Source organism: Paenibacillus lactis, assembly GCF_017873605.1.
Taxonomy (GTDB): Bacteria; Bacillota; Bacilli; order Paenibacillales; family Paenibacillaceae; genus Paenibacillus_AQ; species Paenibacillus_AQ lactis.
The window spans coordinates 429,877-452,181 of record NZ_JAGGKI010000004.1; the positions used below are offsets into that span (position 1 = coordinate 429,877).

Annotated in this window: 14 protein-coding genes; 1 reads left to right on the plus strand and 13 read right to left on the minus strand. The window is 53.2% G+C overall.

The window, feature by feature from the left end:
• Positions 1-100 precede the first annotated feature (100 nt).
• The 13 genes from metG to adhE all read right to left on the minus strand — a co-directional run bounded on the left by metG (position 101) and on the right by adhE (position 20,540).
• On the minus strand, positions 101-2,089 hold the full coding sequence (gene metG, locus J2Z18_RS10815) for a methionine--tRNA ligase (RefSeq protein ID WP_210094693.1): 1,989 nt from the start codon (positions 2,087-2,089) through the stop codon (positions 101-103).
• A gap of 634 nt (positions 2,090-2,723) precedes the next feature.
• Complete coding sequence (gene yidD, locus J2Z18_RS10820; RefSeq protein ID WP_007129696.1) at positions 2,724-2,975, minus strand: membrane protein insertion efficiency factor YidD; 252 nt, start codon at positions 2,973-2,975, stop codon at positions 2,724-2,726.
• Positions 2,972-3,439, minus strand: coding sequence for a Fur family transcriptional regulator (locus J2Z18_RS10825; RefSeq protein ID WP_007129695.1), 468 nt, complete (start codon positions 3,437-3,439; stop codon positions 2,972-2,974). The genes yidD and J2Z18_RS10825 overlap by 4 nt, the downstream gene beginning before the upstream one ends.
• A 271-nt stretch (positions 3,440-3,710) precedes the next feature.
• The gene (locus tag J2Z18_RS10830) at positions 3,711-6,530 is read right to left on the minus strand and encodes a stalk domain-containing protein (RefSeq protein ID WP_028403699.1); all 2,820 of its coding nucleotides are present in this window, start codon (positions 6,528-6,530) and stop codon (positions 3,711-3,713) included.
• A gap of 172 nt (positions 6,531-6,702) precedes the next feature.
• Positions 6,703-8,343: a glycoside hydrolase family 3 protein gene (locus tag J2Z18_RS10835; protein ID WP_028403700.1), complete on the minus strand. Its 1,641-nt coding sequence runs from the start codon at positions 8,341-8,343 to the stop codon at positions 6,703-6,705.
• A 97-nt stretch (positions 8,344-8,440) separates the two neighbouring features.
• Positions 8,441-9,226 (minus strand): response regulator transcription factor, encoded by a 786-nt coding sequence (locus J2Z18_RS10840; RefSeq protein WP_007129692.1) that lies wholly within the window; start codon positions 9,224-9,226, stop codon positions 8,441-8,443.
• Entirely contained in the window at positions 9,201-11,060 is a 1,860-nt protein-coding gene (locus tag J2Z18_RS10845; protein WP_210094694.1) for a cache domain-containing sensor histidine kinase, read from the minus strand. The genes J2Z18_RS10840 and J2Z18_RS10845 overlap by 26 nt, the downstream gene beginning before the upstream one ends.
• A gap of 21 nt (positions 11,061-11,081) precedes the next feature.
• On the minus strand, positions 11,082-11,909 hold the full coding sequence (locus J2Z18_RS10850; protein WP_210094695.1) for a carbohydrate ABC transporter permease: 828 nt from the start codon (positions 11,907-11,909) through the stop codon (positions 11,082-11,084).
• On the minus strand, positions 11,910-12,794 hold the full coding sequence (locus J2Z18_RS10855) for a carbohydrate ABC transporter permease (protein WP_007129689.1): 885 nt from the start codon (positions 12,792-12,794) through the stop codon (positions 11,910-11,912). It abuts the gene before it with no gap.
• Between the two features lie 82 nt (positions 12,795-12,876).
• The gene (locus J2Z18_RS10860; protein WP_028403702.1) at positions 12,877-14,229 is read right to left on the minus strand and encodes an ABC transporter substrate-binding protein; all 1,353 of its coding nucleotides are present in this window, start codon (positions 14,227-14,229) and stop codon (positions 12,877-12,879) included.
• A 217-nt stretch (positions 14,230-14,446) separates the two neighbouring features.
• On the minus strand, positions 14,447-15,166 hold the full coding sequence (gene pflA / locus J2Z18_RS10865) for a pyruvate formate-lyase-activating protein (RefSeq protein WP_007129687.1): 720 nt from the start codon (positions 15,164-15,166) through the stop codon (positions 14,447-14,449).
• A 106-nt stretch (positions 15,167-15,272) separates the two neighbouring features.
• Positions 15,273-17,519, minus strand: a complete 2,247-nt coding sequence (gene pflB, locus J2Z18_RS10870) for a formate C-acetyltransferase (protein WP_007129686.1) — start codon at positions 17,517-17,519, stop codon at positions 15,273-15,275.
• Positions 17,520-17,906: 387 nt separating this feature from the next.
• On the minus strand, positions 17,907-20,540 hold the full coding sequence (gene adhE, locus J2Z18_RS10875; RefSeq protein WP_007129685.1) for a bifunctional acetaldehyde-CoA/alcohol dehydrogenase: 2,634 nt from the start codon (positions 20,538-20,540) through the stop codon (positions 17,907-17,909).
• Between the two features lie 383 nt (positions 20,541-20,923).
• On the opposite strand from adhE, the gene J2Z18_RS10880 reads away from it, so the two are divergent.
• Positions 20,924-21,649 (plus strand): Crp/Fnr family transcriptional regulator, encoded by a 726-nt coding sequence (locus tag J2Z18_RS10880; protein ID WP_007129684.1) that lies wholly within the window; start codon positions 20,924-20,926, stop codon positions 21,647-21,649.
• The last annotated feature ends 656 nt before the right edge of the window (positions 21,650-22,305 follow it).

Genomic DNA, 22,305 nt, shown 5'->3' on the forward strand with positions numbered 1-22,305 from the left:
CTATTAATTTTTTGCTCATATCGTTCCTTCCATAGAAAAAAGGCGTACCCGTTAACAGGGTACACCCTTCTAACCTTCTTCATTCAATTTCAAGCGCTAATTATTTGACGATTGCGCCATTCGGCATACTCTCCGGCACCGTTGCGAGCGTGAGCTGATCGCCTTTCGAGGCAGCCAGGATCATGCCCTGGGACAGCTCGCCTCTGAGCTTCACCGGCTTCAAATTCGTCACACAGATGACCTTCTGCCCCACCAGCTCCTCCGGCTTGTAAAACTTCGCGATTCCGGACACGACTTGACGCTGTTCAAAGCCCAGATCGAGCTGCAGCTTTAGCAGCTTGTCGGCCTTCTTCACCGGCTCGGCTGCTGTAACCTGGGCAACACGAAGCTCGACTTTGGCGAAATCCTCAATGCCGATTTCCTCCTTCAGCTCCGGTGCTTCCTCGGCATCCGCAGCCGAAGCCGCCGGCTGCGGATCGTTCTTGGCTTCCTCAGCAGCCTTTGCACCGCCCGTCATCGCTTCGGCGATATAAGCGACCTCCTGCTCCGGATCGAGGCGAGGGAAGATCGGGTCGCCCTTCTGAAGCTTCGTTCCCGCCGGTATCGCACCGAAGTCGCGGCCGCTATCCCACGTTGTCAGATCTCCTTCCGAGAGACCGAGCTGCTCCCAGATTTTCTTCGGCGTCCGGGTCAGGAACGGCTGCAGCAGGATCGAGGCAACACGCAGCGTCTCCACCAAATGGCTCATGACGGATGCAAGCTCTTCGCGTTTGCTCTCATCCTTGGCCAGTGCCCACGGCTGGGTCTCATCGATATATTTATTGCTGCGGCTGACGAACTGGCTAATTGCCGTTAGAGCTACGGAGAACTCCATATTCTCCATCGCGGTCTCGACCTTATCATAGACCGCCTTAGCAGCTTCCTCGATGGATGAATCGTAAGGGGTCACGCCTGCCTTGAAGGCGGGAACCTCACCGTCGAAATATTTATATACCATCGCCACGGTCCGATTCAGCAGATTGCCGAGGTCATTGGCCAGATCCGAGTTCACCCGCTCGACGAAGCTTTCCGGTGTGAATGTGCCGTCCGCTCCGAAAGGAACCTCCCGCAGCAAATAATAACGGAGCGAATCCAGACCGTAGCGGTCGATCATCGTAACCGGGTCGACCACATTGCCTTTGGATTTGGACATTTTGCCGTCCTTCATCAGCAGCCATCCGTGTGCGAACACTTTTTTCGGAAGCGGCAGATCCAGCGCCATGAGAATGATCGGCCAGTAGATCGTATGGAACCGGACGATCTCTTTGCTCATCAGATGTACATCCGCCGGCCAATACCGGTCAAACAGCGAGCTGTCCTCCGAGCCGTAGCCAAGCGCCGTGATATAATTCAGCAGCGCATCGATCCATACGTAGATCACATGCTTCGGATCGCTCTTGACCTTGACGCCCCATTCATAGGTTGTACGGGAGACGGCGAGGTCCTCAAGACCCGGCTTGATGAAGTTGTTGATCATTTCGTTCTTCCGGGATACCGGCTGAATGAAATCCGGGTGCTCCTCATAATACTGCAGGAGACGGTCCACGTATTTGCCCATCCGGAAGAAGTAGCTTTCCTCCTTCACGAGCTCAACCGGCCGGCCGCAATCCGGGCAGTTGCCGTTAACCAGCTGACGCTCCAGGAAGAACGATTCGCAAGGAGTACAATACCAGCCCTCGTACTCGCCTTTGTAAATGTCATCCTGCTTCAGCAGCCGCTCGAATACCTCTTGTACAACCGACGTATGGCGTTTCTCGGTTGTCCGGATGAAATCCTCATTCGAAATGTCAAGCTTCTTCCAGAGATCCTTAATGCCTGCCACGATGTCATCAACGAATTGCTGCGGCGTTTTGCCGGCTTCGGCCGCTTTCCGCTCGATCTTCTGACCATGCTCATCCGTGCCCGTCAAATAACGGACATCATATCCGCGCAGCCGCTTGTAGCGCGCCATCGCGTCGCCGGCCACCGTCGTGTACGCATGTCCGATGTGCAGCTTGTCGCTCGGATAGTAGATCGGGGTTGTAATGTAAAATGTCTTCTTGTCTGTCATTGTAATCCTTCCTTTGCCATGAAATGGAGATGCTCGAAACAACATAAAAAGCTCCCGTCCCAATGGGACGAGAGCTGATCTCACGTGTTACCACCCAATTTCCCCGCAACCCTTACAGGTTACAGGCTCATCTGCCGCTTCATTCGCGGACCGCCATTAACGCTGGCTCACGCCGCTCCTTTACGGCAGCCATCCTTGTTCAGCTGCACGCTCAAAAGCGGTTCCTCCAAGACCATTTTCCGAAATGCGCCAAGACCGGTTTGCAGCTTCCCCGGCTCTCTGGACAAGGCGACAGCTCTCGTACTTATCTCTTCATTGGAAATCATTATAAAAGGGTTGATCAAAAAGTCGTCTTTTGATCACGAAGTGAGACAAGAAGTAACTCGGCATCGATTCTTGAATTCAGCCGGGCCTTCCGGTGCTCACGTACCCAAAACGTACGCTCCGCTCCTCAGTCCCTAGCTTCATCCAGCCTTCTTGGTGCTGAAAATCCCACTTTTTGATCTCGATTAATAGGTTGTATCCATTTTAATCAACCATAACAACGAGTGTCAAGGTGTATCTTGCTCTTATGAACACAGCATGGGCAATTTCATAGAATTTATTCGCTCATCATCTGGCAGCTTGCAACCGCCTATTCCATCGGTGCCGGCTCCTCGCCCTTCCGGGGCGGGACAAGATCGATCCCCCCGGGATGAAACGGGTGGCATCTGGCAATCCGTTTAGCAGCCAGCCAGGAGCCCTTCAGAGCACCGTGAACTTCGATCGCTTCAAGGGCATAGGCTGAGCAAGTCGGATAGAAACGGCAGGTCGCCGGCTTTAATGGAGAGATGAATTTCCGATAGAAGTGGATCGGAACCTTCACCACCCGGCGTGCGGTGCTCATACCTGTTGCTCCTGCTTTCCTTGGCCCTTGGCCGCCTGTCCGCCGGCATCCGCCTTGCAGCAATCGCGGCAGTAGCCGAACACCTCGAATTTGTGCTGGACGACTTGAAAATCGTCCGGCGCGTCGGTCAGCTGCATCGGACAGAACGTAATCGGGTACGTTTTCTGGCATTGCAGACAGATCATGTGATGATGGTGATGATCCTCGCTGCAGCGCCCTCTGAATTTGATGCCTTCCTCAAACACAACCTGCTCCAGCAAGCCGAGCTCATACAGGACCCGCAAATTACGATATACCGTATCAAAGCTTAGCCCGCTGTACTTCCGGCCCATATATTCATAAACGTCCTTGGCTGTCAGATAGCCCTCATGCTCTCCAAACAATTTGGCAAGCGTCTTTCGCTGATCGGTAATGCGCAGCCCATGTTCCGACATGGCGTCAATAATCTGTTCCGTCGTAAGCATACGCAAGTGACCTCCTGTTCGTGTCAACTCCCTTAATAATGCCTGAAAAAACAGCCATCGTCAATGAAAGCGGTTATCCCTCCTGCCCGAACGTCAGTTTATGGCACTACGCTTGAGCCCGCAGCTGTATCCGCCATGAAGCCGGAAAGAGGCCGTCTTCGAAACCGTTATTTACGGTTCGAAAACAGCCTCCCCTGCACCAAAGAGCGGTCATGTTAGGATCGCTGTGCCCGGTGCTAACAACATTCATCGTTACAATTTCATCATCTTATCAGGATTCGTTCTTTAACTCGGGCAGCGGCTGCACAAGGAGATTGATCGGAAGGCTGCTTCCCGGCGCTGCCGTGAAGAGAAATTCCACCGTTTCCTCGTAGCTGCCTGTTCGATACAGCACGGCTGCATCGTTCGGAGCGGATACCGCTCCATTGCTCGTATTCGGCGTTTGAATAATCTTGCCGTTGACCATCATGGCACCCATGTATTTGCCGCCGCGCGGATTCAGCGTGATCAGCGTATTCGGCGCTACGCGGTGCAGCTTGATTTTGTACAGGACGCCGAAATTGCCGGCATTGGTTGTATAGGAGCCGTTAATCCCGTCGTATCCTTCCAGGTTCGGGTCATTCGTATTGTCCCCGATCGCAAGACGCCCCGGCTTGTTGCCTACAAGCTCGTAGGATTCGATGATTCTCGTCGAATCCGCATAGGATCCCCGATTATGCACACCGTCCGGCGACTGCAAAATCAGGTGAGGCAGCTTCTGGATCGGGTCTTTCGTTTCATCGATCATGATGACATCATAACGGATCGGCGCATCCGAATACAGGTCAGCGAGCATGGAAACAACCTGCCCGTTCTTCAGCGATTGGGCGCTTAGATCCTTCAGAATTACTCTGCTCTCCCCCGGAGCCATCGTGATGGATTGATAATCGGCCGATGACTGCATGGATTCCAGGTAACGAAGCACAGCCGCCTTGCCTGTTGCGGTCGGAATATTGATCGGTCCGCCCATGCCGGAATATTCGGTTGTCAGCCTTGTCGGTAAGCTGTTGATATTGGTGGCCACGACGTACATCTTCATATTTTTCCCGGTAGCGTTCATATGATGGATCATGAACCGGGTGCTGCCGTTGCCGGTCTCCCGATAAACGATCCCTTCCTGGTACACCGTCTCCGGCGAGTTGCTGCGGATCAGCATCGTCGGCTCGGAGCTTCGGGTAATCGGCAGCAAGTCCCAAGTCGGTACCACGGAGCCGTTGAATGAATAGCTATCGCCGATATCCGTAAACAATTGGTTGAACTGGTCTTGGGTATACAATACCTCGTTCGTCACGGTAATGACCTTCTCGTACGTGCTGGTCGCGCCTTTTTTATCCGTTACGATTAACCGGACTTTGTGCGAACCCGCGGTAAAGAACGCCTTTTCGTTATTTTCCCATTTGTAAGTCAGCTCATCGCCCGGGTCCTGGTCGTAGCTCTGGTCGATATAGGTGATTTTCTCACCCATCTTGTATTGTTCTTTGTCTGTCGTGAACATGGCGACCGGCGGCGTATTCGGTGCGAGGACCTGAATATTCAGCGTGTATGGATCGCTCCACTCGCCGCTTGAATCCTGAACCGAGTAGGTGACAGGGTAGGTGCCCGGCTGGCTAAACATCTCCTCCCGTCCCTCCCAGCGCTCATCCACAATGGGAAGTCCTGTCGGGGAATAGGCATTCGTCCGATACGTAACATAGGTCTCTCCGGCATAAATTTCGGCCGGCGACACGGTGAAGGACGCGATCGGCTTCGTGCTCAGGCTGAGTATAATGCGTTTGTTCGGCTGGTCCACCTTATAGGAAATATCCAGTGCCTGCGTAATGCTTGTCAGCGGTACCATGAACGTATTGTTGCTCTGATACGCAGGTCCCTTCATCGTTCTGCGTTCTCCGTTGACGGTGTACACGCTGCTGTTCGTTTTGAACCGAAGCTCGTCGCCGCCGCGGATAATAATCGTCTCCTTCGTCTTCGCGTCATAGGTAAGCTTAAGCCCTACCCGATTGACCAGCGATCGGATCGCGACGTAGGATACCCCCCGCTTTACGGCCATCGGCTGTCCGGCCTTATACATCTTGCCGCCTTGATACATAACGTCGCTGTTCATCATCAGGATCAGATCGTTAGGACCAAGATTCGGAAGGTTAGGCACCTGGCTGCCCCCGCTGCCGTCTCCCGGCTCAGGCTGCGTGCTTCCGCCGTCGCTGCTGCCTCCGTCTCCGCTGCCGCTACGGGACAGGTCAAGAATCACTTTCTTCTCGGATTGATTAACCGTATATGGAATATCAAGCGCTTGCGTAATCGAAGTTAATGGAACCATAAACACATTGTTGGAAATATAGGCCGGCCCCTTCATCGGGCGGACCTGTCCGTTTACTTTATAATTGCTGCTCCCTGTCTTAAAGCGGAGCTCATTGCCATCCTTGATGATAATGGTTTCCTTTGTCTTATTGTCAAAAGAGAGCTTAAGACCTGCACGCTCGACCATTGCCCGTACCGCTATATAAGATACGCCTTTCTTGACGGCCATCGGCTCCCCGGCCTTATAGCGCTGTCCGTTATGGTACATCACGTCACTGTTCATCAAAAGCACAAGCTCATTCTTGGAAGCCGGCGATGTTTCGGAGGTGCTCGATATGTTCGTATCGTTCCCGGTGTTACCGGAGCTATTCCCGGTCTCTCCCGAACCGTTCCCCTCTTCCTCTGCTTGCTGCTGATTCGCTGACTGTTTACTGTCTTGCTCCGTATCAACGGATGATGAAACTCCCTCGGCTTCATCCGGAATCGAATCCGCACTTTCTTGCTGTGCTGAATCCGTTTCTATTGAATCCGTTTCGACCGACTGTTCTTCTACTGACTGCTGTTCTGGCTGTACGTCTTGCTGATCCGTCTGCTGCTGCAGGCTTTGCTCACCTTGTTCCACCGCAGTGGACTGCAGCGTCGAACCGGCGGATTGGGCCGGAGCCGTCAAATCCGGTGATGCTGCCGCTGCCGGAACGGCTGCAAATACCTGTGCCGCAGCAAGGACGGTGATCAATGAGATTCTTCTGAAGTTCATCCTCTACTCCTTTAAAACTGCTTTATAGTCTCTACTGTCTCTATCAGACATACTATTAGACGCCATAAATCCTGAAAAGTTGCTATAAATGGTCAGGATAATAGTAAAACCGGAGCCCCCTCCAGGAGGATAGCTCCGGTTTTTCACGTGATTTAACGTTAATTATCGTGATTTAACGGTTTGCAACGTTCTGGTTATAGCTCCAGCCCAGCGGATAAGTCTCGCTGATTCCGACCGGGAGCCTGCCGCCCGGCTTTAGCTTACCGAGAAGCACATCCGCAGCGGCTTGCATGTAGTACGGTGTATTTTCATACGTGCACAAATACGCAGGAACCGGCGGGAGATCGATAAGATCGTACGGGTTGCGGGTCGCAACGACGATCAACGTTACGCCTTCGAGCGCGGACAGCCGCTCCACCAGCTTCTTCTGCCCCTCCGGAAGACGACTCTCGGAGGTATACGTAGCGACTACGATCTGCGTATAACCGCTCACCGCTTGAAGCGCCTGCTCTACCTCTTCATCGGTCATATTGGTGCCGACGCGCACATCATCCGCCTGGACCCCTCTACTTCTAAGCGCGTTGCCCAGCGTATAGCTCTTGCTCCATGCCTCATCAACCTGGGTTGCCTTAAGCAGCTCCGGCCAGATCACCGCTACTGGCTCCTCCGCCTGCAGCGGCAGCTGTCCCTCGTCCTTGACAAGCGTAATGCCTCTACCTGCAATATCGAACAGCAGCTGCTTCGTCTCCTCGCTCACCCGGGCTACGGGCTGAACCGGCAGCTCGGCTGCCAGCTTGGCATTACGCTCCTTCAAAGCCAGGATCCGGCCCACGGCAGCATCGATTTGCGCCATCGGAATTCTTCCGCTCCGGACAGCCTCGATGACAGCTGTAATCGCCGCGGTCTGCTCCGAGAGCGTATGGCTGACGAGCACACAGTCCGCCCCGGCCTGGATCGCGCGGATGGCGCCTTCTGGTATGCCGTATTCTTTGGAAATGGCGTGCATTTCCAGGCAATCGGTTACGATCAGTCCTTCGAAGCCCAGCTCCTCCCGGAGCAGTCCGGTCAACACCGCGCGGGACAAGGTGGCTGGCAGATCGCTCGGCTCAATCGCCGGAAAGCTGACATGGGCCGTCATAATCGCGTCTACCCCATGCTTGATCGCTTGGATGAACGGATACAGCTCCACCCGGTTCAAGCGCTCTCTGTCATGCGGAACCGACGCTCTGCCCAGATGGGAATCGACGCTCGTATCGCCGTGCCCGGGAAAATGCTTGGCCGTAGCGGATACGCCTTCTTCCTGATATCCTCTGATACTTGCCGCGCCAAGGGCTGCCACCGCTTCAGGATCCTCGCCGAAGGAACGCACCCCGATGACCGGATTGCGCGGATTATTGTTAACATCAAGGCAAGGGGCGAAGTTCATGTTTACGCCGAGGGAGCGCAGCTCGCGGGCTCCGATCCTTGCCACCTCATAGCAATCCTCCACGCTGCCTGAAGCGCCGAGCGCCATATTTCCAGGAATGCGGCTGATCCCGTCATGGTCAATGCGGGCAACCATGCCGCCCTCCTGGTCGATTGAAATCAAGAGCGGGATGCTCTGCTTCTCCGCGGCCATGCGCTGGAGGGCTTCCGACAGCTCCGCAAGCTGCGGCAGGGTCTCCACATTGCGGCGGAAATAACAGATGCCGCCGATCTGATGCTGTTCGATCAATACTCTGGCATGCTCATTCGGTGTCAGCGCATTGAATCCGCAAATGAACATTTGTCCAACTTTTTGCTCCAAGGTTAAATCTGCTGCAGTCCACTTCATCGATTACGTACCTACTTTCTCTCATATTAGGGACTTCGCAGGCTAAGATGAAATCGAGCGCATGATGCATGAGCTGCCTGCAGCGTCCAGAATAAGTTCATACCGTTGCTTTGCCGGACATTTCCCGGAATTCGGACGGGGTCATGCCGGTCGCTTTCTGAAACACCTTCGTGAAATAGCGCCGCTCATGATAACCGACAAAGGAGCCGATCTGGGCAATGTTCTTATCACTGTTCACGAGGAGGAACTTGGCCGCCTCCATCCGCTGCTTCGTCAAATATTCGACAAAGGTCAGCCCCACGTGATTCTTGAACAGCAGGCAAAAGTAACTCGAGCTGATGCCCAAATGCTCCGAGAGCTCTTCAATGCCCAGGTCCTGCCCCATATTGGTATTGATATACTCCAGGGCGGAAGCGACCAGCTGCTCGGGCGTCTTCTTGGCGGTCTCCGGCCCCGGAACATCGTCGATCAGCGAAACGGTGCTGTAATACTTCTCTTTCGCCCTCTTCTTACGGATTTCCTCCCCGATCTCGCGCACCTTATTCTCCAGCTCGCCATAATGGATCGGTTTGCTGATATAATCCTTGACGCCGAGCTTAATCGCTTCCCTGGCATACTCGAATTCCTGATAGCCGGTAAGCAGTATGATTTCCGCGCGGCTCCCCTCTTCCCGAATTTTCGAAATGAATGTCAGGCCGTCCATCACGGGCATCCGAATGTCCGACAAAATCAGATCCGGCGTATACTGTTCGGCGATTTCCAATGCTTCCGTCCCGCTGCGGGCCAAACCGATCACCTTCATGCCCATCTCCTCCCACGGGAGCACCCTGTTCAGATTGTTCAAGATCGGAGCCTCGTCATCGACCAATAATACCTTCAACACGCTGCCCTTCCCCCCTATCATAATTGGGTATGACACATTGTATAACGGTGCCGCCGGGACGGCTCGAGCAGATAAACAGACCGTAATAATCGCCGTACTGAATGCGTATGCGGTCTGCTACGCTTCGCAGTCCAAGCCCGCGGCGTTCCTGATTCACCTTCAAATTCTGCAGCTTCGCCTGCTGCGACATCGAATCGTCATGCACCATATATTCAAACATCGACAGCTGCTCCGGGGTCATTCCAAGCCCGTTGTCCTCCACCCGGATGATAACATTGCCGAGTTCCTTCCATGCCGATATCCGGATGAGTCCCTTGTACGAGATTCCTTCAAATCCGTGCTGGATGCTGTTCTCCACCAGCGGCTGCAGCGTCAGCTTGAGGATGCGGCTGTGCATCAGCTCCTTCGGAATGTCGATTTCATAGTCGAACACATCCTCGAACCTGAACTTCTGGATCTCCAGATAGCTCTGCAGATGCTTGATCTCTTCCTCCAAAGTAATTTCTTCCTTGCCTTGTATGCTGATGCGCAGGATGCTCGCCAGCCGGTATACCATCTCGCTCACTTTGCGGCCTTCGTTTTGGATGGCAAGCACATTGATGGACTCCAGGGTGTTGAACAGGAAATGCGGCTTGATCTGCGCCTGCAGCACCCGCATCTCCGCTTCCGTCTTCTGCCGCTGCTCCTTCTTCACCTGCACGAACAGATCGTTGATCCGGTTCATCAGATTGTTAAAGCCTTTGGAGAGCAGCAGAAGCTCATCCTCGCCCTTCTCCTCGACTCTCGCATTCAGGTCTCCGTCCTCGACCCGGCGCATAAACCGGACAATGACGGCAATTGTCCCGGTAATCCGGTTCATGAACAGCCGGTTAAAGACGATTGCGGTGACAAGGCAGACGCCCATAATCACGAAGAACCACTTGGCAAACGACGTTACTTCCTGGGACAACGAGTTCCAATCGGTGAAGGAGACCAGATTCCAGCCGTAATCATTCAGGTGGTAAATGGAAACGATGTGCTCCTTCCCGTTGAACTTGGCCTTAAAGCTCTGGTAGCCTTGCTTGAACTCGACCTTATGCTTCATGTATTGCTTGATATTTTGTCCGTCCATGCTGTTCTCCGGATCAAACAGAACCAGTCCTTCATTATTCACGAGCATGAACGAGGTGTTTTGCAGATTGTTAGGTATCGTTAAATTGCGAAAGATTTCCTCGAACTCCCACTTCTTGATCTGGACGACCAATATGCCGAGCTTGCGCAGCGTCGTCACATCTTTGATCAGCCGAATCTGGGTAAATACCGGCTCTTCGCCTGTCAGCTCCTGAAATTCATGCGGGGCTAGCCACATGGGTCTTCCATTCAGCGCCACCACTTCATCATATAACGGGCTGCTCTTAAACTGGTCATATGGAAGCGTTCGGAAATTCTCTTTGCTGAAGATCGGAATCGGGGGCGACTCCCGGTTGAAATGATACAAAAAGGCATAGCTGATCGCAGGGTGGTTATATAGTAGATTTCGGAAGCTGCGCTGCCGGTCATTCAATTTAAGCTGCTCCGCATTGGACTCCTTAATCAGGTTCTGATCGTTCGGATCCTTCGCATTCAGCGCCATTGCGAACACGGAGGTGGCAATCCCGTTGTCCGTGACGTATTCCATCTCCTTGAATACATTCAGAATGCTGTAGCTGATCGCCTTAAGCGAATATTCGGCTTGCTGGCTGTATTTTTCCTCAATCGAGTTATAGGTAATAAAAAAAGTAAATAGGCCCAGCAAAAACAACGGAATGATAATGAGTCCCAAAAAAGCCGTAAACAATTTGTTCCGCAGATTCATACGCATGCTCCCGCTTTCGTATTACCCCTTCACGCTTCCCGCGGTGACCCCTTCAATGATCTTCTCTTGAAGAATCGCATAGATGATCAGAACCGGCAGAACACTGAACACGATCCCCGCCGACATTTGGGCGTAGTTCATATTGTAAGCGTCCCTGAAACCGACCATCCTGACTGGAAGTGTTCGCAACTCGTCATTGGACAAGAAATAGTTAGCAAGCAAAAATTCGTTCCAATTCCCCAAGAAATTAATGATAAACACGGTTACGATAGCCGGAACGGTCAGAGGCAAGATAATTCTAGCAAACAAGCCCCCAGACCTCAATCCATCGATGACGGCGGCTTCCTCGATTTCTCCGGGCAGCGAGCGCATGAAGGCAGCAAGAATGATTACGGAGAAGGGAATCGCATTCGCCACGTAAGGCAGAATGAGCGCCATATGCGTATTCAGAATGTCCAATTGACGCATGATGCCATAGATCGGCAGCATCAAGGAGTTGTTCGGAATAAGCATGCCCAGCAGGATGCACTGGAAGAGGATGGCGCTGATCCGGTTGTAACGCATACGCGTAATGGCAAAGGCCAGCATCGCCGCGAACAGGATCGACAAGCATGCGGACAGCACGCCGATATACAAGCTGTTCCAGAAATAAGTGCTGATCTTCGCGTTCACCCAAGCATTGACATAATTGTCGAGCACGAAGGTGTCGGGCAGCCCGAACGGATTGGCCGCGATCGACTGGTTATCCGTCTTTACCGACGAGAACAGTACGAACAGGAACGGATACAAAATGACGAGCAGGTAAGCCATCAGGAAAATATGCGGGATCAGTTTCTTCATCGCTCTCATTTAGTATTCAATCCTTTCGTTGCGGCGTGCGATCAGTACCTGATAGAGCGCGGTAATGATCATCGTAAAGACGAAGATCAGAACGGCAATCGAATTGCCGAAGCCGTGCTTAAAGCTCGTAATGGCATAACGGATCATATAGGTTGCCATGACGTCCGTCGAGCCGGCCGGCCCGCCCTTGGTCATTACCAGGATAATATCGGCTGCTTTCATCGCCCCGGCGATCGACAGCATGATGACAACGGAGATGATCGGCATTACCAAAGGGAGCGTAATTTTCATGGCTCGCTGCCAGCCGGTGGCCCCGTCGATTGCCGCCGCCTCATCCAGCTCCTTGGGAATGGAGATGATTGCGGCCAGCACCATCACAATGTAGAAGCCGGTCCATTGCCAAGCGTTAGTGATCAAGATCGAGAGCATCGCCCAGTTTTTGTCGGACAGCCAGTAGATCGGCTCCACGCCAAACAGCCCGAGGAGTTGATTCATCAAGCCGAAGTCCGGATTATAAATGAAGCCCCACAGAATGCCGATGACGGCCGTCGACATGATCGACGGAGCGAATACGGCGGTTTTGTACAGTCCTTTCAACCGCTTCACATTGGCGATAAGGAGCGAGAAGATGACGATCAGCGGAACCTGGACCAAACATGAGAAAAGAATGAAATAGACATTGTTCTTAACCGATTTCCAGAACGCGACGTCCGACATGGCCGTAGCATAGTTATCGAATCCAATATACTTCACGTCCTTGGAAATGCCGTTCCAGCTCGTAAAGCTGTTGTCAATCGCCGTATAGATCGGGTAAATGAAAAAAGCCAGGAACAGGATGAATGCCGGCAGGACGAACAAGATGTAGATCAGAGGATTTCTCAGCGCTTTATTCATAGTAACCTCCGTATTGATGTCTGTCGTTTAGGCGAAAAGGCACCCCCATGACAGCGGGTAGTGCCTTGACTCGCCCACTTGATTATTCCTCCGTAGCGTTGGCTGCTTCTTGCGCCGCTTGAACGTTCTCCAGCATCTTCTGAGCGTCAAGCTCGCCGCCGATTACCTGCTGGATGCCCATGCTCAGCGCGGTGTTCACGTCAGCCTGCACGAGCGCGTCAAAGGCAGGGAAGGATTTGCCGATCTCGCTGACCCCTTTGAAAATATCCTGCATAAGCGGATCGTCGGACGTCGAGTTCATCGTTTCCAGATCCATCTTCATTGCCGGAAGCACACCGTCTTCCTTCAGACCGCGCAGCTGCATTTCATCGGTCCACATGTTCTTGATAAATTCCTTGACGGCCTGCAGCTTACGCGGATCATTGGCCACTTCGGCCGAGAAGCCGTAACCGTTATTCGCATCCTGCATGACGACGACAGGGTCGCCCGCATTTACAGGCGGCAGGTTGAAATAACCGATCTTGCCGACCATATCGCCAGCCTGCTCCGGATCACGGAATACCGAGTTGGCCCATGAGCCGTCCATCATCATGATAGCTTCGCCGGAGAGAATCTGGTTTCTCATGTCCGCATACTCGAATCCGAGCTCGCCCTTCTTGAAATAACCTTTCTCCACCCATTCCTGATGCTTCTTCACGCCTTCGACCACTTTCGGATCGGTCCACTTCGTTTCGCCGGTCTTGAAGCCGTACGTCACTTCCGGTCCTGCGTAGTAGCTCCACAGGTTGTTGGTAGTCATCAGCGGAATCCATGCGTCCTTCGAGGATTGCGCAAACGGGATTTTGCCGTCCGCCTTGATCGCTTCCGCGATTTGCTCCAGCTCGGCCAGCGATTTCGGAACGGAGAGGCCTTTCTGCTCGAAATATTCTTTGTTATAGAAAATACCTTCGATGGAGCCGCCGATTGGCAATCCGTAGATTTTGCCGTCGTGGGTGAAAGGATCCAGCGTCGTAAATTTGTCTTTAATGCCAAGCTCGTCAAGGATTGGCGTCAGATCGAGCATCAGCCCTTCCTTTGCATATACGCCTGCGTCCGGGCTTCCGAACACATCGAACACTTCCGGCGGCTTGCCGGCGGCCATCTCGCCTCTAAGCTTCTCTTTGCGGTTCACCTCCGAGTCGACGGCATCCAGCTTGATCTTCAGGCCAGGCACCGCCGCCTCGGTTTTGCTGACGACGTCGTTCAGCAGCGCAAGACGGAATTTCTTGGATTCGCCCACTTGCGTGTGGCGGATCGTAATCTCAAACGGTTCGTTGCCCGCTGCACCGCCCGTACCGCCTGACGGCTTCTCGGCTCCCTTGCCTCCGCAAGCGGACAACAGCGCAGACGAGACGAATAGAAGCGACATGAGTAATGCCAGACCCTTTTTCTTCATTGTCTTTGACCCTCCAAAAGGTTTGTTTGTTTTTGTTACATCTTCATTATAGAAAGCGATTCCATTCTCCGATAGGTCGACATTATTCTATCTTAGGGATAAAATCTTCCACAAAAAACAGTGACCCTTCCATATTCAGGAAAGGTCACTGTCATTTATCTTAACACATTATGTGGCATTAATTCTGCTATAAAGGGATACCGTACTAAGCAGTACCTCAGATAACTTCTCCAATCAACCGGTATGCGCGCGCCACTTCCTCCTCTGTCGGCGAAGGCACGCCTTCCAGCGGATAGGCCATCCCAAGCTCCTTCCACTTGTACACGCCCATTTGGTGATACGGCAGGATTTCGAATTTATCCACGCCCTTAAGCGTGCGTATAAACTGCCCCAGATCGGCAAGATCTTCCTCTTCGTCGTGGATGCCCGGAACGAATACATGCCTGATCCACATCTTTTTTCCGTGGTCCGACAACCATCTGGCCATCTTCAGCGTGCGCTCATTGGATTTGCCTGTAAGCGCGATATGCTTGTCGTCGCGAATATGCTTAAGGTCCAGCAGCACAAGGTCTGTATAATCCAGCAGCTCCGCAATTTTATCCGGTTCGTTGTACCCGTTACTGTCCAAGGCCGTATGCAAGTTCCAGCGTTTCTTCACTTCCTTGAACAATTCGGCCACGAACGGGTATTGCAGCGTCGGCTCCCCGCCGGAAACCGTCAGCCCTCCGCCTGAACCGCGGTAATAGCTTAAATACGGCTCGATCTCCCGGCATACCTCCTCCACCGTCATCTCCTGACCTTCGTGCAACCCCCACGTGTCCGGGTTATGGCAGTATTGGCATTTTAACAGGCAGCCCTGCATGAAGAGCACGAAGCGGATACCCGGACCGTCCACCGTTCCGAACGTTTCTATGGAGTGTACATGGCCTTTCAGCATGGGGCATCATCCTTTCTGTATCCGCTTAGTCATCCGGGACTTTCTCCCGCTGCTCGTATTCCGGCTCTACCGGCCAAGTTTCGTATTATGCCTTTATCGCCTATCATCACATCGAACCGTGGAAGGTCCGGTTGATGACATCCAGCTGCTGCTCGCGGGTAAGCTTGACGAAGTTGACCGCATATCCGGATACGCGCACCGTCAGCTGCGGGTAGTTCTCCGGATGCTCCATCGCGTCGATCAGCTGCTCTCTGTCGAATACGTTGACGTTCAAGTGGTGGGCGTCATCGCCAAAGTATCCGTCCAGCATCGCTACGAGATTGCGAATGCGGGTATCGGCGTCCTTGCCCAGCGCCTTCGGCACGATCGAGAACGTATTCGAGATACCGTCGAGGCTGTCCTCGTACGGGAGCTTTGCAACCGACGTCAGCGAGGCGAGCGCTCCCTTCTTGTCGCGGCCGTGCATCGGATTCGCCCCTGGCGCGAACGGTTCGCCCGCTTTGCGACCGTCCGGCGTCGTTCCCGTTTTCTTCCCGTAGACGACGTTCGACGTAATGGTCAGCACCGACTGCGTCGGCATGGCATCCCGGTATGCTTTGTGCTTGCGGATCATGCTCATAAACGATTCCACCAGCTCCACCGCGATGCTGTCCACCCGGTCATCGTTGTTGCCGTAGCAAGGGAAGTCCCCCTCGATCTCGAAATCCACGGCAATCCCCTGCTCATTTCGAATCGGCTTAACCTTCGCGTGCTTGATGGCGCTCAGCGAATCCGCCGCTACGGACAGGCCGGCGATCCCGCATGCCATCGTCCGTAAAATATCCCGGTCATGCAGCGCCATCTCGATCCGTTCATAGCTGTATTTGTCATGCATATAGTGGATGACGTTCAGCGTATTCATATAAAGCTTCGCCAGCCATTCCATCATCGGCTTGAACCGCTTCATGACCTCGTCGTAGCTGAGAACCTCGGCCGTGATCGCCGGATATTCCGGGCCGACCTGGGCGCCGCTCTTCTCGTCCTTGCCGCCGTTAATGGCATATAGCAGCGCTTTGGCCAAGTTCGCCCTTGCGCCGAAGAATTGCATTTGCTTGCCGATTCGCATCGCCGAAACGCAGCAGGCGATCCCGTAGTCATCCCCGTAAATCGGGCGCATCAGATCATCGTTCTCGTATTGGATCGAGCTGGTTTCGATCGAAACCTTGGCGCAATATTTCTTGAAGGCTTCCGGCAGCTTCTCGGACCATAGGACAGTCAGGTTCGGTTCCGGAGCAGGTCCCAGATTATACAGGGTATGCAGGAAGCGGAAGCTGTTCTTCGTCACGCGGGTAACGCCGTTTACGGACATGCCGCCGATCGATTCCGTCACCCAAGTCGGATCTCCGCTGAACAGTTCGTTGTAGTCCGGCGTACGCAGGAATTTTACGATACGCAGCTTCATGACAAAATGGTCCACCAGCTCCTGAGCCGTCTCTTCCGTCAGCTTGCCCTCGGCGAGATCGCGCTCGATGTAAATATCAAGGAAGGAAGATACCCTGCCAAGCGACATCGCGGCCCCGTTCTGTTCCTTGATCGCCGCCAGATAGCCGAAATACAGCCACTGGAACGCTTCCTTCGCCGTATTGGCCGGTTTGGAGATGTCATAACCGTGCATGGCCGCCATTTCCTTCAGCTCTTTCAGCGCCCGGATCTGCTCCGACAGCTCTTCGCGCAGACGGATAACCGGCTCATCCATCGCGTCCACTTCAAGCTCGGCCAGCTCCCTAAGCTTATCCTGCACAAGCGCGTCGACTCCGTACAAGGCCACTCGGCGGTAGTCCCCAATAATGCGTCCGCGTCCGTAAGCATCCGGAAGGCCGGTGATGATTCCGGCTTTGCGCGCTGCCCGCATTTCGGAAGTGTATGCATCGAACACACCCTGGTTATGGGTTTTGCGGATATGGGTAAACATATCCACGATGCCCTGCGGCATTTCAAAGCCGTACGCATTACATGCGTCAATCATCATCCGGATGCCGCCGAACGGCTGAATCGAGCGCTTGAACGGCTCATCGGTCTGAAGTCCGACGATCTTCTCCTTCTCTTTGTCCAAATATCCCGGCTGATGGGAGGTGATCGTCGACGGCGTATTCACATCAACGTCCAGCACCCCTCCGGCCTCACGTTCCCTGCGGGTTAAATCGGATACGATGTCCCAGAGAGCCTTTGTGTTATCCGTCGGCCCGGCAAGAAACTCCTCGTTCCCCTCATAAGGCGTTATGTTTCTGGCAATAAAATCGTTGACGTCGACTCTCCTATTCCATTTCCCTGACTTAAAACCTCTCCAGCCTGCATACTGCTCCATCACCGACATTTCGAATCCCTCCTAGTTTTAAGCTGCGGCCTGCGGCAATACGGCGGGAACCCTCCGCACCGCGGGAAGTCTCTGGCTTTCAGATTCAAACCCTTAAATGTGATTTATTTCACTAATTGAGGCGCGCCGGTTCCGTCTTTTGCCCGCAAGCTGCATTTGTAAAGATCCGAGATTCATCTCGCTTATTTTGTACACCCTTATTGTAACCCTGGTGGATCTTTACATCTGTGATATAAGTCACAAGGATGCAGCTTTTCGTGACTTTTATCACCCGAATTTGCAGGCCGGGGTTGGAAACAAATATGCAGCCTTCTGCTATCGGCTGACGTGGCCGGCAGAAGGCTGCATCCATCCCTCTAGGGTTTACTTACCCTTCGTCTCGTATGGTTAAAACCGTCCATAGAACGCGTTGCGATATACATCCGCAAGCTCCGACACGAGCGGCAGCTTCGGATTGCTCGTCGTACACTGGTCCTCAAACGCACGGTCGGCTAGCTCGTCGACGCGATTCTCGAAATCCTGTGGATCAATGCCAAGCTGCTGGAACGATTCTTCGATGCCGAGCTTGGCATTCAATTCCCGAATCGCAAGGATCAGACTATTGACGCCCTCCTCCGTCGTCCTAGCCGGCAGACCGAGAATCCGAGCGATCTCGGCATACCGCTGATCAGCCACAAAATGGGTATATTTCGGCCAAGCGGCGAATTTTGTCGGCTTCTTCGCATTGTAGCGGATGACGTGCGGCATAAGGATCGCATTCGTCCGGCCATGTGCGGTATGGTACTGACCGCCCCATTTATGCGCAAGGCTGTGGTTGATGCCCAGGAACGCATTGGCGAAGGCCATGCCGGCCAGCGTCGAGGCATTATGCATTTTTTCCCGGGCCAGCTTGTCGCCGGTAAGCGCCGATTGCTCCAGATACTGGAATACGAGCTGAATGGCCTTGATGGCAAGCCCATCCGTATAATCGTTCGCCATGATCGAGACATAGGCTTCGATGGCATGCGTCAGCACGTCCATGCCGGTGTCGGCGACGGCGGTCTTCGGCAGCGTGTAGACAAATTCCGGATCAATGATCGCCACATCCGGCGTCAGCTCGTAATCGGCTAGCGGGTATTTGGTGTGCCCGGAAACTTTATCCGTGATTACGGCGAAGCTCGTGACCTCCGAGCCTGTGCCCGATGTGGTGGGAATGGCAACGAACTTCGCTTTCTGGCCAAGCTTCGGATACTTATACACCCGTTTGCGGATATCCATAAATTTCTGCTTCAGATCTTTGAAATCGGCATCCGGGTGCTCATAGAACAGCCACATCGCTTTCGCCGCATCCATCGGCGAACCGCCGCCGAGAGCAATGATGCAGTCCGGCTGGAACCTGTTCAGCATTTCGGTTCCCCGTTCAACCGTAGTCGTTGAAGGATCCGGTTCGACCTCCGAGAACACCTCGATCGCTACGGGCGCTCTTCGCTGCCGCAAGTAATGCTCAACCCGCTCCACGTACCCGAGCTTCACCATCATCGGGTCGGTGATAATGGCAATGCGCGATATGCCCGGCATTTTGGCAAGATACTGGGTGGAGCCTTTTTCGAAGTATATTTTATCCGGGACTTTAAACCACTGCATATTCACGGTTCTGCGGTTCACCCTTTTCACGTTGATCAGATTAACGGCCGTTACGTTGGAAGAGGTTGCGTTGCGGCCATACGATCCGCACCCCAGCGTCAGGGATGGAAGATTCGTATTGTAGATATCCCCGATTCCGCCCTGCGAGGACGGCTGGTTCACCAGAATGCGGCAGGTTTTCATGCGGCTCGAGAACGCCCGGATCACATCCTCATTATGCGAATGAATGACGGACGTATGTCCCATCCCTCCGAAGGCGACCATTTCCTCCGAACGTTTGATGCCTTCCTGCGCGTTTTTGACACGGTAGCACGCCAGCACAGGGCTCAGCTTCTCCGCGGACAGGGGATAGCCCGGCCCGACGCCGTCCAGCTCGGCTACCAGAATCTTGGTGCCTGCCGGGACATCAAGGCCGCATTGCTCGGCAATCTTAACCGCCGGCTGACCGACGATCGCAGAATTGACCGCGCATTTGTCGGATATCATGGCCTTAGCCGACAGCTTCACGGTTTCTTCCTTGTTCATAAAATAGCAGCCGGCCGCCATCATTTTCTTCTTCACTTGCTCAAACACGGGCTCCTCGATAATGACAGCCTGCTCCGACGCGCAAATCATCCCGTTGTCGAACGTCTTCGATAAAATCAGGTCATTCACGGCCTGGTCGAGATCCGCCGACTTCTCGATAAAGCACGGCACGTTTCCCGGACCGACGCCGAGTGCCGGCTTGCCGCAGCTGTAAGCCGCTTTTACCATGGCGGAACCGCCGGTTGCCAATATGCACGCCACGTCCGGATGATGCATTAAAGCATTGGTCTTCTCCATGGACGGCTCCTCAATCCATTGAATGCAATCCGCCGGGGCTCCATGCTTACGCGCGGCCTCCAGCAAAATGGCAGCAGCCTCCCGGCTGCAAGCCTGTGCCGACGGATGGAATCCGAAAATGATCGGGTTGCGCGTCTTGATCGAAATCAGTGCTTTGAAGATGGTGGTTGAGGTAGGGTTCGTTACGGGGGTGATCCCCATGATGATCCCGATCGGCTCGGCGATCTTTTGGAACTGGTCGTACGGGTTATCCTCTATCACGCCCACCGTTTTGTCGTATTTAATATTGTTATGGATGTACTCTGTTGCAAACAGGTTTTTGATGATCTTATCTTCGTATACGCCGCGTCCGGTTTCTTCGACCGCCATTTTTGCCAGCTGCATATGCTTCTCGAGCCCGGCCATCGCCATCGCATGCACGATTCGGTCGACCTGTTCTTGGTCCAGCTCCATAAACTGCGCTTGAGCCCGGTTCGCCCGGTCGATTAAGCCCTGTACGTATTGTTCAGCCGTTTGTTCTTTGACTTTGGTTTCTGCGGATGCTTTGGTTTCTCCAGATGCTTTGCTTACAGCCATCTCTCTCATCCTCCCATGATTTTCTGTTTGGTTGCTTTCGCGGTTGTTTATTGGTTTCTGTTGTCTACGGTTCGATCGTAACATAGCGTCTCATAATATTATGTGAATTATTTCACATAATATTGGTTCGGCTATATATTTTTATGATTCATGACATCCTCTTCGGAATTGGCTATCCGATATCTGTCGCGACCGGAGTGGCGCAAGGCCGAGAAAAGGTTAAGAGGATCCTCCCTATACGTGAACTAGATCACAAAGTTTGAAAATTCGCCACTATTTTCCTCCCAAATACCCTTTCAAGTGATTTTTTTCACGTTATAATGGAGGTAACAAATCATTCAAGATTGAACTGATCAAATTTAAAGATGTTAGGAGATACCGACATGAATACTGTAGACAACGTTTTAGAACTAGAAAGCTTAGGGAATATCCAGTGCTTCTCGGAACAAAATCGAAACCGTCTGCTGGTTACCATGAAGGAACGCGCCCTCCCTGAAGGCTCGCATTTGTTCTGGGAAGGCGACTTGGCCGACAAGCTTTACTATGTAAAGCAGGGACGGATCAAATTAACGAAAACGACCGATGAAGGCAAAGAGCTTATTCTATATATGTATCATCCGGGTGATCTGATCGGGCATGCCGATCCATTCATCAGCAGCAACCACAGCTACTCGGCTGAAGTGCTGGAAAGCAGCGTGGTCGGCGTCATCGAGAACAAGGATCTGGAGCTGCTGGTTTGCCAGCATTGCGACTTCGCGATTGATTTCATGAAGTGGATGGGCGTCCACCACCGGATTACCCAGACCAAATTTCGGGATCTGATGATGTACGGCAAACCAGGGGCGCTGTGCTCGACGCTGATCCGTCTTGGCAATACGTACGGGCAGGAGCAGGCTGACGGAAGCACCTTGATCAACAAAAAAATTACCCATACGGACCTATCGAACATGATCGGAGCCACGCGCGAGAGTGTCAACCGCATGCTAAGCGATCTCCGCAAAAAAGAAGCGATCGAGTATGCAGGCGGGCTGATCGTCATTAAAGACTTGTCGATGCTGCAGGAAATCTGCCACTGCGAGCTGTGTCCGAAGGAAATCTGCCGGATCTAGGGTGACTTGGTCACCCTGCGTGGCATGCGCTGCGCCTTCACAAGTCCCTTTTAGGGACTTGTTTGCTCCTCTGGCGCGCATTGCGCCACTACAAGTCCCTTTTGGGGACTTGTTTGCTCATCTGGCGCTCATTGCGCCACTACAAGTCCCTTTTGGGGACTTGTTTGCTCCTCTGGCGCGCATTGCGCCACTACAAGTCCCTTTTGGGGACTTGTTTGCTTCTCTGGCGCATTGCGCCACTACAAGTCCCTTTTGGGGACTTGTTTGCTCCTCTGGCGCGCATTGCGCCACTACAAGTCCCTTTTGGGGACTTGTTTGCTCCTCTGGCGCGCATTCCACCGCTACAAGTCCCTTTTGGGGACTTGTTTGCTTCTCTGGCGCGCATTGCGCCACTACAAGTCCCTTTTCGGGACTTGTTTGCTTCTGTGGCGCGCATTGCGCCTTCACAAGTCCCTTTTTGCAGCTAGAATAAAAAGTGGACACCCCTTAGTGATAAAACGATAATGAAACAAAGCAGACGAGAGGGTGTCAAAAAAAATGAGTGGCAATAGACAACATTACAACGAGACATTTAAGCGTGAAACCGTAAAGTACGTACAAGAACAGTCGAAGACGCTGGAGCAGATCGCCGATGAGTTGAACATTAATCCAGGCAC

Coding starts and splice junctions, on each gene's coding strand:
- J2Z18_RS10880 (WP_007129684.1), top strand. CDS start 20,924: ATGAATACTGTAGACAACGTTTTAGAACTAGAAAGCTTAGGGAATATC.
- yidD (WP_007129696.1), bottom strand. CDS start 2,975: ATGAGCACCGCACGCCGGGTGGTGAAGGTTCCGATCCACTTCTATCGG.
- J2Z18_RS10830 (WP_028403699.1), bottom strand. CDS start 6,530: ATGAACTTCAGAAGAATCTCATTGATCACCGTCCTTGCTGCGGCACAG.
- J2Z18_RS10845 (WP_210094694.1), bottom strand. CDS start 11,060: ATGAATCTGCGGAACAAATTGTTTACGGCTTTTTTGGGACTCATTATC.
- pflB (WP_007129686.1), bottom strand. CDS start 17,519: ATGTCGGTGATGGAGCAGTATGCAGGCTGGAGAGGTTTTAAGTCAGGG.
- J2Z18_RS10835 (WP_028403700.1), bottom strand. CDS start 8,343: ATGAAGTGGACTGCAGCAGATTTAACCTTGGAGCAAAAAGTTGGACAA.
- metG (WP_210094693.1), bottom strand. CDS start 2,089: ATGACAGACAAGAAGACATTTTACATTACAACCCCGATCTACTATCCG.
- J2Z18_RS10855 (WP_007129689.1), bottom strand. CDS start 12,794: ATGAATAAAGCGCTGAGAAATCCTCTGATCTACATCTTGTTCGTCCTG.
- pflA (WP_007129687.1), bottom strand. CDS start 15,166: ATGCTGAAAGGCCATGTACACTCCATAGAAACGTTCGGAACGGTGGAC.
- adhE (WP_007129685.1), bottom strand. CDS start 20,540: ATGGCTGTAAGCAAAGCATCTGGAGAAACCAAAGCATCCGCAGAAACC.
- J2Z18_RS10850 (WP_210094695.1), bottom strand. CDS start 11,909: ATGAGAGCGATGAAGAAACTGATCCCGCATATTTTCCTGATGGCTTAC.
- J2Z18_RS10860 (WP_028403702.1), bottom strand. CDS start 14,229: ATGAAGAAAAAGGGTCTGGCATTACTCATGTCGCTTCTATTCGTCTCG.
- J2Z18_RS10825 (WP_007129695.1), bottom strand. CDS start 3,439: ATGCTTACGACGGAACAGATTATTGACGCCATGTCGGAACATGGGCTG.